This is a genomic window from Legionella drancourtii LLAP12 (assembly GCF_000162755.2).
Taxonomy (GTDB): Bacteria; Pseudomonadota; Gammaproteobacteria; order Legionellales; family Legionellaceae; genus Legionella; species Legionella drancourtii.
Genome location: NZ_JH413846.1, coordinates 43598 through 58253 on the forward strand (window position 1 = coordinate 43598; position 14656 = coordinate 58253).

Here is a 14656-nt window from a genome sequence, read left to right on the forward strand (position 1 = left end):
TAATATGGCCAACCGTTACCCTGTTGAGAATTTATTAAGAGATCCCACTGAGATTTATTCAGCGATCACCTTACTTTCATTGGCTGTATTAGCTTACTCATTACCGCATCTGCTTTTATTAACACAGAGTATGGGACTTTACTGCGCTTTAAGTTTGAGTGGTTTTGGTGTTTTTCGTGCCTTACAGGCGTACCGCATCAAAAGATATCAAAGACGTTTAATCAAAATGCCTTATTTTGCCATGTCTACTGTGGACGTGCCGCTCTCCCAACGCTGGCTTTTTGTAGGACGCGGGTTTCGCTGGTTTGCGCGGCATACCCAAAGGCTTCATCAAATTAAACAAGTAGAAAATGAGCGGTTTTTACAACGAAGCAAAGTGCATCAGGCTGTGGCTGCGTTTTGCAAAAACCATGAGTCAAGCCATCTGGCAGCACTTTTTAGAAGCCCTTCACTGTTCAATCCCTTTCGCCCCGATCCCGATGTTGGCGGTAAGCCATATTTACATGGACTTGGTGATTACGATAAACCCGTTTACATCCCACAAAGTATTCGAGTAGGTCATACCTTTGTTGTGGGAACCACACGCGTTGGTAAAACACGACTCGCCAGTATTTTAATCAATCAGGACATTCGAAATGGTGATGCGGTGATTGTCGTTGATCCTAAAGGCGATTTGGAGTTGGTGCGTGATATGTATTGCGCTTGTAAAGCGTCTAACCGATTGGACGATTTTCGCATCGTGCATCTGGGATTTCCTGAGCTTTCTGCTTGCTACAACCCATTGAAACGCTTTGATCAGGTCAGTGAGGTTGCGACGCGGATTACTGATGCCATTGCTGCTGAAGGGGAAGGGAAGCAATTTGCAGCTTTTGCCTGGAAATACGTCAATATTGTGGCGATTTGCCTTGAGGAAATGCAGCAACTTATTAGTTATAAAACGATTGGATTTTACATCACCCGTCTTGATCAGTTATTAATGGCCTATGCCGATGCCGTTATGCCCGCACGTCTTCCTGATTATCTTACTCAGGTAGACGCCATCATAGCGGATAACGACGCTCGTGTTGATAAATACGGGAATCCTTACCCACCTATGGACAGGGCTAAAGCGGTATCTAAATATTTTAAACAGTACATCTCAGACACTATTGCCCAAGGTAATGTGGAATCATTGCATGACCAGGTCATTATTGATTTATATGATGCAACACTTATGGATAAGACCTATTACGACAAGATAACCGCAAGTGTTGGACCTGTCTTATCTGAAATTAATAAAAGCAATGCGTCGGGGATTTTTTCTTTTCATCACGCTTCATCTGAAATTGAATTGATGGAGTCAATTAAACACAAGAGGGTGATTTATATTGGGCTTGATAGCCTAACCAATCCCAATATTGCCCAGGCGGTGGGAAAAGCGTTTCTGTCGGACCTAGTTTCTACCGCTGGGAAAATTTATAAAGAAAGTCATGCCAATTATCGATTGAATCTGCATTGTGATGAATTATCCGAAATCATTCAGGATTCTTTTGTAAAAATTTTAAATAAGGCTGGTGGTGCAGGTTTCCAGGTCACCGCGTATGCGCAAACCAAACAAGATTTAGAAGTAGCACTTGGCTCAAAAGCCATGGCTGAAGTCACCAAGGGCAACTTAAACACGCTGATTATTTTACGGGTTGAAAATGATGAAACCGCGAATCTATTAATCAAGGTCTTGCCCAGTGTTGATGTAGTATCTCACACCCAGGTATCCATGGTCAGTGATACGCCACATGGAGAAGAGGGCATTTTTTTTAATACTACCAATGAAGATCGGGTGCAAAAAAATTCCATTGGAATGTTGGAAGTAAATGACATTACATCATTGCCGAAAGGACAGGCCTTTGTTTTGGTTAATGGTGGTGAGCTCTACAAGGTACGAATTCCACTGCCTACCAACGATGGATTGGCTCCAGAAGATATTAAAAGCGTTTTGTTTGAAATCAATAAACTGGAACAGCCCGAAGCTACTGAGTCACGAATCACAAAGCCAAGTCCCATTAGCCTCGTTAATGAAGAAAATCGCCCTGCGGGTTACACGGATATTCCAGAACCTATTTCACCTTGCGAACAACAGCTAGAGCTTGAAAAACCCCATCGCTCCCTTGAGATGGTACCTGATTTTATCCAATGGCTTGAAAACCGCATGAGCTCTGGCAACAAACAATTTTCACTGGATGCGCAAGAATTGATTCTCTGTAATACAGCGCAAGATTCGCACCTGGTCTTTGTGCTGCCTGATGTTCTTGGTAAGTATCAAAGCCGCTCAGGAATTGCAACCCAGGATTTAGAGCAAGCCTTAAAGCAGGTCTTTAGTGACTCTAAAACCTATTTTATCACTAGGGCAGGGGTGCAACAGGAAGTCGTCCCTTGTCGATTAAATCAATCCATAACCACCAACAGTTCAACTGAAATTAAAGAAGGAAATCTATAATGACAACTACTGTAAAGCTGACTTTAAGTAATTTTGAGGTTAATCGGCTGTTTACTCGTGAATTGAAAACAGGAGTTAATTTTTATCAAAAATTAATGAGTAAAGTGACAAGTTTAATGAGGCGTTGCCAAGAGCAACACGTGTACCCGCTCCTGCGCCTTTATCAAATGAATGAACGCATTAATCTTACCCTACAAAACTTTTACGATGAAATTGATAAATTCGAAGGAGTGCTGGAGAAGAAAAAGCATCTCGCCGGGAAAAAATTTAATTTTAAACCCATGCATTTTCCAGAAGCGCACTTTGATAATGCACTGGCCAGTAATCTTGTTGAACTGTTCGAAGTTTATGATCGCCTCATATCACAACTTAAAATACTACGAACAGCGGGTTGCTTTACCAATGATGATGATTATTTCAATAACTTAAGACGATACTTTAAAGAGGTTAATCGTCTTTTAAGCGAGCTTTTATTGATCTCTGTTAGAGAATTACCCACGATCACCCTGGATGATGCAATTAATCATGCTGAGATCTATCAAAGCTATGCACAACTTCATGGGGAACTGGATTTTCCACTTCTTTATAAAGCCCTTACCTCCAACGTAGCACCGAGACTTGAAGAAAAAATAAGACAGCCTTTACTGTCTCTTTTAAACAAACGGCTGCAACAAGAAAATGAGCCTGCCTGCCAAAACGCTGATGCGAAGGGGGAATAATGAAGCTTTATATTTGCGAAAAACCCTCTCAAGCAAAAGATATTGCCCATGTTCTTGGCGCAAAGACACGCACGGAATCTTGTTATGAAGGGCAGGGCATTGCAGTTACCTGGTGCATCGGGCATTTACTGGAATTAGCGCCACCAGATTTTTATTGCGAGCGCATTAAGCCATGGCGTATGGAGATTTTACCCATTATTCCAAAAAAATGGACGTTAATGCCTCAAGAAAAAACTAAGAAACAACTTAAAGCAATTGAGAAATTACTAAAAAAAGCAACCCATGTCGTCATTGCCACGGATGCCGATCGTGAAGGCGATGTGATTGGGCGTGAAGTTTTGGACTATTTTAATTTCACTGGATCTGTTGAGCGCTTATGGTTATCTGCCCTGGATGATGCATCGATTAAAAAAGCATTGGCCTCTATTCGACCCGGGGTGTCTACTGAGCCCTTGTATCAGGCGGGGCTTGGTAGGCAGCGTGCCGACTGGCTTATTGGCATGAACTTAACCATGGCAGTGAGTTGCTTGTTTGGCGTGCCAGGGCAGGGTGTTTTGTCGGTAGGGCGAGTGCAAACACCGACACTAAAACTTGTTGTGGATAAGGACTTAAGTATTGAGCAATTCAAGCCGCATGATTATTACATTCTAAAAGCACATTGTGCCTCTGTCACTCATGAATTATTTTGGACCACCTGGGATATGCCCGATGAGGTGACTGATGAGGAAGGACGATGCATTAATAAATCATTAATTGACGCAGTGGCGCTTCAAATACAAGACAAACAAGGAGTTGTTAAAGAATTTAAAGAAAACCGAAAAAAAGAAGCGCCACCTTTATGCCTGTCATTATCTGCCTTGCAAAAAATTGCCTCGGCACAATGTGGTTTTAGTGCCAAACAAACCCTTGATGTTGCTCAATCTTTATATGAGAAGCATAAAGCAACAACTTACCCACGAACTGACTGTGGTTATTTGCCTGAAAGTCAATTTGCAGAAGCTGGAGCCGTTTTAAAAGCGCTTGGCAAAGTCGATAACGAGATAGAAACCTTGCTTTACCATTGTTCTTTGAAGCATCAATCAAGAGTATGGAATGATACAAAAATCACAGCGCATCATGGCATCATTCCAACTGCTAACTCTCAGGTGGCAATTCATGCCATGTCTCATCCAGAGCGCGAGCTTTATCAACTGATTCGAGCCTATTACCTCGCACAATTTATTGGCGATTATGAGTATTTACAACGCACGGTGTTACTCGATATTGAAGGTTATTCATTTAAAGGCTCGTGCACTTCGCCGTTGGTATTGGGCTGGAAAAAAGCAATTGCAGAGATGGAAGATAATGAAGAACAGACTGAGTTAACGTCTGTATCTTCAGGAGCTATCCCAACACTACTGGTACAGCAGGACGTAGCCATTAAACAATCATGTGTTGAAAATAAAAAAACTCATCCTTCATCTCGCTTCACGGAAGGGACATTAATTACCGCCATGAAATCTATTGCCAAGTATGTTGATAATCCACAACTTATAAAAGACACGGCGGGTATTGGCACAGAAGCAACACGTGCCAATATTTTAGAAACGTTAGTCGCAAGAGAATATGTCAAACGTCAAGGGAAACAACTCATTTCCACAGCGAAAGGACGTGAGTTAATTCAAAAACTACCGTCAAGCATCACCAATCCTGCAACCACAGCGCTTTGGGAGCAAGTGTTGGATGGTATTGCCAATGGGCAAAGTGAGATCCATGATTTTCTTGATGACCAACACGACACACTCACAGGAATGCTTGAACAGTTAATGCAGCAAGCGCCAATGCATAAAAAAAACAATGAACCCAGTCCTTTTTCTTGTCCTGCATGTCAAAAATCACTCTATAAGCGTCAAGGAACAAAGGGGTATTGGTGGGGCTGCTCAGGATTTCCTGAGTGTAAAACTACGTTTTCGGATAATAAAGGAGAGCCACATATGGTTGCATTAACGGGTCGCAATTGATGTCGCTAGATAGGGATGAACGAGATTAAAGGATAAAACAGGACAAATTACTTAAGGATGATCAATGAACTATTTTACTAAAAGGAACATGAAAAATGTATACAAAACAGTGTCTGGCAATTGGAATGTTAGCAGGCGTTCTGTGCTCTACCAGCGCGTTGGGTAATCAAGCTTCGACTGAATATGTGAAGGCGTCTATCGATACGTTACGCAATGAACTTAATAATCAATTTAGCACTCAATTTAATGAATTAAATAATACAGCGAATCAGTTAACCATTAAAACTAATGAGCTAACCACCACAACCAATCAGTTAATGAATACTGTGAGCCAACTTATTATTCAATTGAATGCACTGACAGCTCAAACTAATGAAGCTAGCACAACCATCAATAACAAAATTGAATTGGTGCAAAATCAAGTGAGCGATCTACCCATAGTCACCCACCACATAGGTGAAATTTTTCAGGGTGGGGTTGTTTTTTATGTCGATAAAACCCAGCAGCATGGACTTATGGTTTCCCTTGATGATTTAGGGCATGGAATTGAATGGCGTAACGGTGAAGGCGGTGATCGCACGGTCAATGCCAAGGCGCAAGGACTTGGAGCTGGAGAAACGAATACTCGTCTCATCATTGCCCAGCAAACGATTGATCAACAAGAAGGGCAGTTTGCGGCCTTAGTGGCGGCTAACTATCAGATTTTAGCCGATGGAAAATCACCTTGTGCAACCACAATCACTGCCGATTCAGCTTGCTATGGAGGCTGGTATTTACCTTCCGTCTACGAACTCATGTTGCTCAATACCAATCTTAAAAGTCAATTGAGTGATACAGCATATTGGAGCTCTACAGAAGCCTCTACTACGGAAGCCTGGCTAGTGGATTTTCGTAGTGGTGAAGCACAAATCAGCGAAAAATCAACCAGCGCATACGTTCGTGCCATCCATGCATTCTAATTGAAAGGAACATTATGATGAAAAAAATAATTAGCATTTTATTAATAACAACGTCTTTTGCAGCTTATTCAGACATTATTGATGATCACGCGGCTTATATAAGGGCATTACAGCGCCAGGTGACCGCGTTGCAAGGGCAAATTAATAATTTACAAACCCAAATTACTAATATACCAGAAGGAAAACAAGGAATTCCAGGAGTTCAGGGCCCTCAAGGCGAGCGGGGGATGCGCGGTGAAAGGGGCGACATCGGTGCCACAGGTGCGCGTGGATTACCTGGAGTCTATACCGCGGGTGAAGGGATAGCGATTGAGGGCGATGTGATTAAATCAATTCAGCCAACCCATCAACTAGGAGAAGAATACCGTGGTGGGCTGGTGTTTTATGTGGATGACACAGGGCAGCACGGTTTAATTGCCAGTAAAATGGACATCAACGAGCAAGGGGTTCAATGGCGCAATGGTGCTGCGGGAAATAAAGTAACGAACGCTCGTGGTGACGGCATTGGTGCTGGAGAAACCAATACTCGCCTAATCATTGCACAACAAACTATTGATAATCAGAATGGCGTTTTTGCAGCAATTTTGGCTGCTAATTTCCAAGTGTTAGACGATGGAGTAACCCCTTGCAAAACTCCAATTGCAGCTGTTCACGTTTGTTATGGCGGCTGGTATTTACCTTCTGCATTTGAACTGCAACTCCTACACAAAAATCTTCATCAAAATGGGTTATCTTCTTTTGCTCCTGAGTTTTATTGGAGCTCAACGGAGGCTGGTGTCTCTAATGCATGGTTAATCAATTTTTCTACCGGAGAAATCACGGCCAGCAGTAAATCAAACACCATCGGGCGCGTGCGTGCAATCAGCCACTTTTAATCGCCAACAACCAGGAAAAACAAGGAAATCATAATGGAACAAAAAATAATAATGGGATTTATCTTACTGAATATGACCAGTCTAACTTACGCCTATAATGAGGCAAATTTAAATCCATGGACGGTGGATGCTGCCTTTGGCATGGGGTTTTATTCCGGCATGACCAATCATGAAGCTCAAACGGCTGTTGGTCGTTTGAGCTTTGGGCATGCACTCGTCACAAAACCTTATTGGCAAGCAGGTATTGAGGCGGGCATTCAAAGTGGAAGCACGCAGCATCTTGCCTTGCCCAAAGAGTCCATTGATGTATTAGGTGGTGTTCCAATTGAAGCCGAAATGAAACCTTTGCTCGATTTGTTGTTTGGTTTAAAGACGGAACCGATGACAAGCCTCCCGATAGTCGCTTGGTTAAAAGGCGGGGTTGCTTATCGTCAGCTTCAAGTAGACCACATCGAGGTGAATCATTTAACTGGATTTTCCCCAGAAATTCAGGTGGGTTTGGGCTATCGGGCTAATGAACACACCATCTTCAATATTGGTTATCAAAGCATCTGGGGTAAAAAATCAGAATTAACCGTCAATCCTCAGACTGAAACGGGTATTCTTCGCTATATCCCGGCGCAGCAAGCAGTACTGATTGGGTTTTCATATAATTTTCTATAATGAGTGATCATTCAAAATAACCCTTTAAATATCATTTTTTTATCCATTGGAGGCACCATAAAATGACCGAAGTATTAGATTGTTTTCTTTGTAAAGATTGTCATAGTTCGATGATAAGGCATCAGCGTAATCAAGCGGTTTGGTGGGTGTGTTCAATATACCCACATTGTCCTGTAACAGCATTTGAACATTATGGGAAACCTAAATTTTGCCATGAGCCTCCTAATATAAAACCTCCGCAAGAAATGCCACTGTATCTAGATCTATCGGATTGTTATTCGAAACAATCATGATGCATCTCCTCAACAGTAAAAAAGGCTTGCAATGGCCTTACAAAAAAATTATGTTAATCACGGTGATATAACACAAGGAAATAAAATGAATATCGATGATTTTTTCTATAGGATGTATCGGGTTGTAAGTGAGCCAGTACTTGCATTATTTTCATCAATGACATTGATTTTTGGAGGGTATTATCTCAAAAAGCCTCCTCTAGAAGATGATTTACTTAAGGGATTGTATCCACTTGTTGAGAAATTTGCCAATGCCAGTATTTTGATAGGATTTATTATCATTACATTATTTATAATTATAAAGTTTTTCCAAAATCGCTAATAATGATCCCAAGGATGGGATTTAATAGGCGGAAAAAAATTAAACAAGACCTTATTGTGGTTTTTTCTTGACCGTATATTTAAACTTTACTATGGCGAGATTTACTCCACACGCACCTCTTTTTGCATGAGTGTTATAAAAACGCCTATGCACTTATTAGTTGGATCCCCCCAAAGATAGAACTTTACTATTTGTGATAATTGTTACTGTCACAAAAGGTTAAATCAAAAACCTAATATGATCAAAAATAACCCACAGAGGTCCGCATTGTTAAGAGGCTTGATGGGTTTGGATATCGCCAGTATATTCCAAGTTTTGGAGTCAATGTGAATATTTTTCTGTTTTCTCAAAAAATGTATGATAACTCTCTATTGAGGATCTCGTAGCTCTGTAATTTACACCCTAATTTCTGCACAGGTATTGCGGAAATTAGGGTTAATGGGAAACTGTCAACACTGTTGACAAAAAAGAACGGGGTCAGGATGAATTACTTATCAATTGATATTAATTTTTTATGTCTGGCCGACTGATGTCGCTCAATGAGATCGATATCATTATATCGATCGGTAATGGCACTTGAACTATGACCAGCATCATCGCGTACATGTGCAACAGGACGCCCACGCATATTAATATCATCTGAAATACCTGTATGGCGCAACCAATGCACTGTTGCTGATTCAAAACTATCAGCCTCTGTTGAAAAGCCCGTGTTTCTTAAATTTTGCATGGTGTTATCAAAGCAATCTTGAACCAAACGACGAATGTGCCTTGAGCTAATCATTGCACCGTTGCCTTTATCTTTAGGCAATAATGGGCTTTGATCATTCATCGAGGGGAGGGGTGTTAACTGCATACTGACACGATATCGCTTGAGTGCTGCAAGCATGTCATCAGGTACGGCGATATCCCGCATTTTGTTACCTTTTCCTACCGTCTTAAACCACCAACACCCTTGGCTATCTTGATAAAAATGTCGCATTTCTGGTGTCCAACGATCACTGGCACATAGTTCAGATATACGTAAGTACAATAAATAAAGTGCAGAAATAATAAACAAGGTCCGTTCATGCTTATCGGGTGCATTGATTGCCATATTTTTAACTGTATCAAGACAAGTTTGCCATTGCTTTTCACTCAAGCGCATCACTTGTGCTTGATGTTGAGTTTTTTGGATATATTTGCTTTTTTGTTTGATTAAAGTAATCGGGTTAATGGATACCTTTTCCTCTAAGGCCAAGTAATTATAAAAACTGCTCAGCACTGTAAAAATCTCACGGATTGCTTTTTGTGATAATTGATAGTCTTGCTTATTGGGCTTCAATCCATTTTTATGATCAATTTTACTTACAGTGGCTACAAATGGGCGCCACTCATGGTTGGGGATGCGCTCGCCGTTACGTGTAACGAATCGCGATACTTTTTTAAATCCAATCCATGATTTTGGTGGGTTGAGACAAAATTGCACGTAATTTTCAATATTTTGCCGTTTCAAATCCAGTAATGATTTTTTCTCAATCAACCAAGCCCATTGGATTAATCGTTCAGTTTCTCTGCGATACGACTCAAATGTAGCCTTGTTATTATCATATTGCTTTAGGTAATCCAATACACAACTCAGATCATGGGGCGCAAAAGAGGGGGATACAAATGTTTGCCAGTTTTTTTCTTTAAGATGATCGCAAGTGTCAATCAGTGGTTGTGGCATAGGAAATGGTATTTTTGACATCATTCATCATCATTGTTTTTTTCTAAACTATCTAAATCTTCCAGCGTATGTAATATTTCATGCTGCAACTCTTGTGGATCTGGAAGTTTACCAATGAAATCTTTAGGTAATATTTTTGATAATTGAATTTCGGCAATGCCAACCGGCTTATGAAGATCCCGCAAAGCATAATCCACTTCAATAGAATTACGATTTGTGCAAAGTATCAACCCAATTGATGGATTTTCATCAGGTTGTTTGACATAGTCATCTAATAGCCCTAAATATAAATTCATTTTTCCCGCGTATTCTGCCTTGAATTTTCCGCCTTTTAATTCCACGCAAAAAAGCGAATGAAGGATCCTGTTGAAAAATAAGAGATCAATATAATATTCGTTATCTTTTGCTACGATACGGTATTGGTTTCCGATAAATGCGAACCCTTTGCCTAACATCATAATAACTTCTTTAATTCGGCTAACCATTTCGTTTTCAATTTGCTTTTCTAAAAGCGCTTTTGATCCTGCGAAAGGCTGTGTAACCTCCATAAAATAACTAGCTTTAAGAATATTATCAGCTCTTGCCGCTAATTGGGGTGGTAACGTTAATTCAAAATTGTGCTTTTTGTCATGGATACATTCACGTTCATAGGCTTGTGATTTAATTTGTAGTTCAATGATATCGCGACTACACATACTGTCACTGGCCATTTGTAAATAATATTTACGTGCATCTAGCGATTTGACTCGATGCATAATCATTAAATTTGTACTCCAGCGAACATTCTTTGCAATATCTAATAATTCAGGTGAGCTTATATACTCATAATAAAATTGTCGCATATGACGAAGATTTTGTTCTGAATAACCTCTTGCGTTTGAAAATGCTAGTGTTAGATCCTGAGATAATTTCGCCAGTATTTGTTTCCCCCATTGATAATGATCAGCTGTTTTGGCGAGCAACTTTCCTAGCTCCCAATATAGTTCTATATTTGTACGATTCGCATTTTGTAAGAAATATTGCTGCGCACTCATAATTGTTTGTTTAGCATCATGCAGTACGTTATTATATTCATTAGGTTCAATCTTCATCGTATTCCTTGAACTTTCGCTTACAGCCGTAAGCGAAAGATTTTATGGGATTTTATATTGGTTATGGAACCAATGATAAACAGCAAACTTTCGCTTACGGCTGTAAGCGAAAGATGCCTATATCAAAAACGTTTTTTGCAACGGGCGTTGCAAAAAGTTTAATTACCAAATTAGATACCAATAATACTTAATTTTCAAATAACTGTAAACAGTCCAATAGTATAAACTATTGGACTTATTAATAAATACATAGCAGCGAATGCCCTTCTAGTTCCAGCTTGTCTATTAATTTTCATGGATGATTCTTCTTATTGATTTCTTTAATTTTGCCAATCAAGTTTTACTATGTTTTGTTGCGTACAGAGCTAAAAAGTTCTTTACCATTCGGCTGTTTAATGTTTATCGGAATAGTTTTGTAACTAATATCATTTCTCCAATTTAAAATATTCAAAATGAACACACATTTTTTAAGAGAATCAGAATAATTTTTATAGTCTAATGGCTTTAAACCACTTTCTTTTGTCCAAATATCCACACGAAGCGTAATAATTTGTAGATTAAATGAAGCTATAGTGTGGGTATGTGGGCAACAAGAAAACACTTTTTATGACCTTGCAGATGGACTTAACGGCCAGTTCAGTCCTTCGGTACAAGGTTAATATTCCCCTTAAGGGGAGGCAAAGCCAGAGGTAATCAAGGGGTTAATTGATGTAAAATTAACTCATTAATTTTTGCATCATCTCATCAAATGATCTACCATCCAGCCTCTAGAAAGAGGTGTTTTTTTCGGGCTTTGCCCGCTGCGTCACTGGCCTTTTACTGCCAGTGACGCAGCGATTCGCTGCATCAAACAACAGAGTTTTCAAGGGTTATCCTTGAAAACTCTGTCACATTTTAAAAGCGATTACTCAAATGCGCATAACATGCACTCAAATAAATGTAAAAAATCCAGCAAAAATCCCTTGATTGGATTGTGAGATATTCCGGCCTTTGCTACACTAACTTCAATCACAACTGATGAATCCGTGAAAGCCGGATGAAACCAAGTTAACCTGGTCTTGTGAATTGCTACCCTAATTCCCTAACTTCTGTAGCGGACGCCTAGTCGGGAACCAAAATTAACCTGAATCTTCAGGACCTAAAAAAACTAATTATTTTAATAATTAGTCACTAACAACATGTCGTACATGTTGACCTATCCTAATCAACGCAATGCTCTGCACCTCGTTGAACCTCTTGAATGATTAATAACTTATTAATTATTTGAATAAAAAACTTTGACTATAAATTGTGACTTTTTGACCCATTACATTTATTTTTTTGTGTTGTGAATTAATACACTGAAATTTTTGATGGTTTGTATTGTGAAGCAATGGATTAAATGACTTTGCTTTTTTTGTTTTTAAAATTTTAACTGGAGAACTCTATGAGTAATAACACCCGTGAAATAAGTGATAGCGACATGTTGAACACCGTTGATGAGCTGCAGGATAAAAAGGAGTACTTACTAAATCAGGAGAACTTTGAACGTTTGATGAATGTCCAAAAAGCCGTAGAACAAGCAACTGAAATGAGACCAACCTTTAAAAAATTGATTAATAGTTTAGTGACTGAAGACGCTTTGACTGCTTTAACTGAACGTTTGATTAAACAAATGGCGTAATCTGAAATTGTGACCTTTAAACCAAGAATCGTATAAGGAGAATAAGACTTTAAAACGAAGTGTAGTATCGATTAAAGAAGTAACTACGGGTTTACCCCCGCATCGAGCCTAGTGGTCCTTACCAAGCATCATTTATATGAGCTGCTCGAATAACACTAAACACAATCCTGGGTAAACGTAGTGACATTAATAGGAACTTAAAGCTAATGAGCAGAAAGCAAAAATTAACCCAAACCATGATTCAATATCTGAAACAGGACAACCAGGGATCATTGAATACAAGACAGGTTCGCCTTTTTTCGATGAATCGAATCATTGATGATTTATTTGCAGCGCGAATCGTTCCCATAACCTGGTATGCACTCACAACAGAACATATTAAAAAGTTAGTGAGTTATTGGCAAAATAAAGGGTTAAAAATGGCAACCATTATGAATTACCTGGTTTGTTTGCGCTATTTTTTAAATAAAATTAATCACACTATAGAGGGTATAGACAATCAATCCTTGAGTCTTGTAAAACCACGAAACAACATGAAGCCAGAAATTCATAGCGACACCATTTTAAATGCAATCAACGAGCCCCTTGCTTATCTATTATTTGCTTTACAAGCCAAATTTGGTCTCACACTCCTTGAATCCATGTTTCTTGTACCAGCCATCCACATTCATGAAAATGAACTTTGGATTACTAGAGAAATCAGCACTAATCGTAAAGATCGCCTGATACCCATTATTAATGAAGAGCAACAAATAATCATTACTAAGTTAGTCACCTTGACGGAAAACAAAAAGAGCCTGCATCAACAATTTGGCGAACATCATTTACGCCTTGCTTATAAATTTGCATTAAGTGCCTTAAAACTCCCTACGCAGGTGAGCTATCGATATTTATATGCTAAATCACGCTTTGATCATTTATGTAAAAACCACAGCAAATCAGATGCAAAAAAAATGGTGATTACTGAAACAAACATTAATAAAACCAGTCCCCTTTGGAACACAATCCATGAGTAAAACAAAATTGAGAAGTGCTACTTACTCCATTCATCATCTGGTGAAACAGATGAGGATCTCATCCTTCAATACTCGAGCGGATACACGTGTCATGCTGGGGCGCTGCATTAAAGACTTACATGAGCTGGGCTTTAAAGTAGGACATATCAAAGGAATTAAAGAGCGACATGTCCACGCCTTAATAGAACATTGGAAAAACCAGGGGAAAAATCCAGCCACCATTAAAAATTACATGGCTAAACTGCGCAAAATGGCAATACAACTAGGCACTCCAGAATTGATTAAATCAGAAAACACTTACTATCAAATTGAAAGTCGCTCTTACGTCCCCTCAGTCAATAAAGCCATTACTGATATTAATTTTTCAAAGTGTCGAGATGCTCATATACGCTTGTCACTTGAAGGCCAGGCATTATTTGGATTTAGGCGTGAAGAATCACTTAAATTTACCTTAAGTGAGGCTTATGAAGGAAGCCATCTTAATATCCAGCCCAGCTGGACCAAAGGTGGTATAGGCCGGATTATTAAAATAAGGACTGAGGAACAGCGACAATGGCTTAATCGAGTCAGCCAGCTAGTCCGTCCTGGACAATCGTTGATACCACCAGAGAAGTCCTATAAAGAACAGGTGGGACATTATAAAACGATTACAGCTCAATTAGGTCTCTCTAATTTACATGGGCTTCGACATGCCTATGCACAACGTCGTTATCACGAACTGACCTGCTGGTTTGATGAAAACAAACAAGGACTTTTGCCACCCATTGCAGGAGGAAAACCTTTTAAAGAGTTGTCACCAAAAGAAAAAGACTGGGACATACGTGCCAGACAAATTATTTCCAGAGAATTAGGTCACTCCAGAATGTCGATAACC

12 protein-coding genes are annotated in these 14656 nt (G+C 39.6%); 10 read left to right on the plus strand and 2 right to left on the minus strand.

What is annotated here, in order from left to right; all coding sequences use genetic code 11:
* Nucleotides 1–4: 4 nt before the first annotated feature.
* The 7 genes from traD to LDG_RS14690 all read left to right on the plus strand — a co-directional run bounded on the left by traD (nucleotide 5) and on the right by LDG_RS14690 (nucleotide 8304).
* Entirely contained in the window at nucleotides 5–2473 is a 2469-nt protein-coding gene (gene traD, locus LDG_RS14660; protein WP_006872208.1) for a type IV conjugative transfer system coupling protein TraD, read from the plus strand.
* A complete protein-coding gene (locus LDG_RS14665; protein ID WP_006872209.1) occupies nucleotides 2473–3192 on the plus strand; it encodes an AcaB family transcriptional regulator in 720 nt (239 codons plus the stop codon). The genes traD and LDG_RS14665 overlap by 1 nt, the downstream gene beginning before the upstream one ends.
* Nucleotides 3192–5192: a DNA topoisomerase III gene (locus tag LDG_RS14670; protein ID WP_006872210.1), complete on the plus strand. Its 2001-nt coding sequence runs from the start codon at nucleotides 3192–3194 to the stop codon at nucleotides 5190–5192. The genes LDG_RS14665 and LDG_RS14670 overlap by 1 nt, the downstream gene beginning before the upstream one ends.
* Nucleotides 5193–5287: 95 nt before the next feature.
* A complete protein-coding gene (locus tag LDG_RS18680) occupies nucleotides 5288–6151 on the plus strand; it encodes an Lcl domain-containing protein (protein ID WP_050805582.1) in 864 nt (287 codons plus the stop codon).
* Between the two features lie 14 nt (nucleotides 6152–6165).
* Nucleotides 6166–7026, plus strand: a complete 861-nt coding sequence (locus LDG_RS14680; protein ID WP_199484695.1) for a DUF1566 domain-containing protein — start codon at nucleotides 6166–6168, stop codon at nucleotides 7024–7026.
* A 33-nt stretch (nucleotides 7027–7059) separates the two neighbouring features.
* Complete coding sequence (locus LDG_RS14685) at nucleotides 7060–7689, plus strand: hypothetical protein (protein ID WP_006872213.1); 630 nt, start codon at nucleotides 7060–7062, stop codon at nucleotides 7687–7689.
* 324 nt (nucleotides 7690–8013) lie between these two features.
* Complete coding sequence (locus tag LDG_RS14690; RefSeq protein ID WP_006872214.1) at nucleotides 8014–8304, plus strand: hypothetical protein; 291 nt, start codon at nucleotides 8014–8016, stop codon at nucleotides 8302–8304.
* Between the two features lie 487 nt (nucleotides 8305–8791).
* Here the strand turns inward: LDG_RS14690 and LDG_RS14695 are convergent, their stop codons facing one another.
* Together LDG_RS14695 and LDG_RS14700 are read right to left on the minus strand one after the other, a co-directional pair.
* Complete coding sequence (locus LDG_RS14695; RefSeq protein ID WP_006872215.1) at nucleotides 8792–10033, minus strand: tyrosine-type recombinase/integrase; 1242 nt, start codon at nucleotides 10031–10033, stop codon at nucleotides 8792–8794.
* The gene (locus LDG_RS14700) at nucleotides 10033–11103 is read right to left on the minus strand and encodes a PDDEXK nuclease domain-containing protein (RefSeq protein ID WP_006872216.1); all 1071 of its coding nucleotides are present in this window, start codon (nucleotides 11101–11103) and stop codon (nucleotides 10033–10035) included. Before LDG_RS14700 ends, LDG_RS14695 begins: the two co-directional genes overlap by 1 nt.
* A gap of 1426 nt (nucleotides 11104–12529) precedes the next feature.
* Between LDG_RS14700 and LDG_RS14710 the strand changes: the two genes are divergently transcribed.
* The 3 genes from LDG_RS14710 to LDG_RS14720 all read left to right on the plus strand — a co-directional run.
* The gene (locus LDG_RS14710) at nucleotides 12530–12766 is read left to right on the plus strand and encodes a hypothetical protein (protein ID WP_006872219.1); all 237 of its coding nucleotides are present in this window, start codon (nucleotides 12530–12532) and stop codon (nucleotides 12764–12766) included.
* Between the two features lie 206 nt (nucleotides 12767–12972).
* A complete protein-coding gene (locus LDG_RS14715) occupies nucleotides 12973–13782 on the plus strand; it encodes a phage integrase N-terminal domain-containing protein (protein ID WP_006872220.1) in 810 nt (269 codons plus the stop codon).
* Nucleotides 13775–14656, plus strand: an 882-nt coding sequence (locus LDG_RS14720) for a phage integrase N-terminal domain-containing protein (protein ID WP_040536100.1), incomplete at its 3' end; no start/stop codon positions are given. The genes LDG_RS14715 and LDG_RS14720, both read left to right, overlap by 8 nt.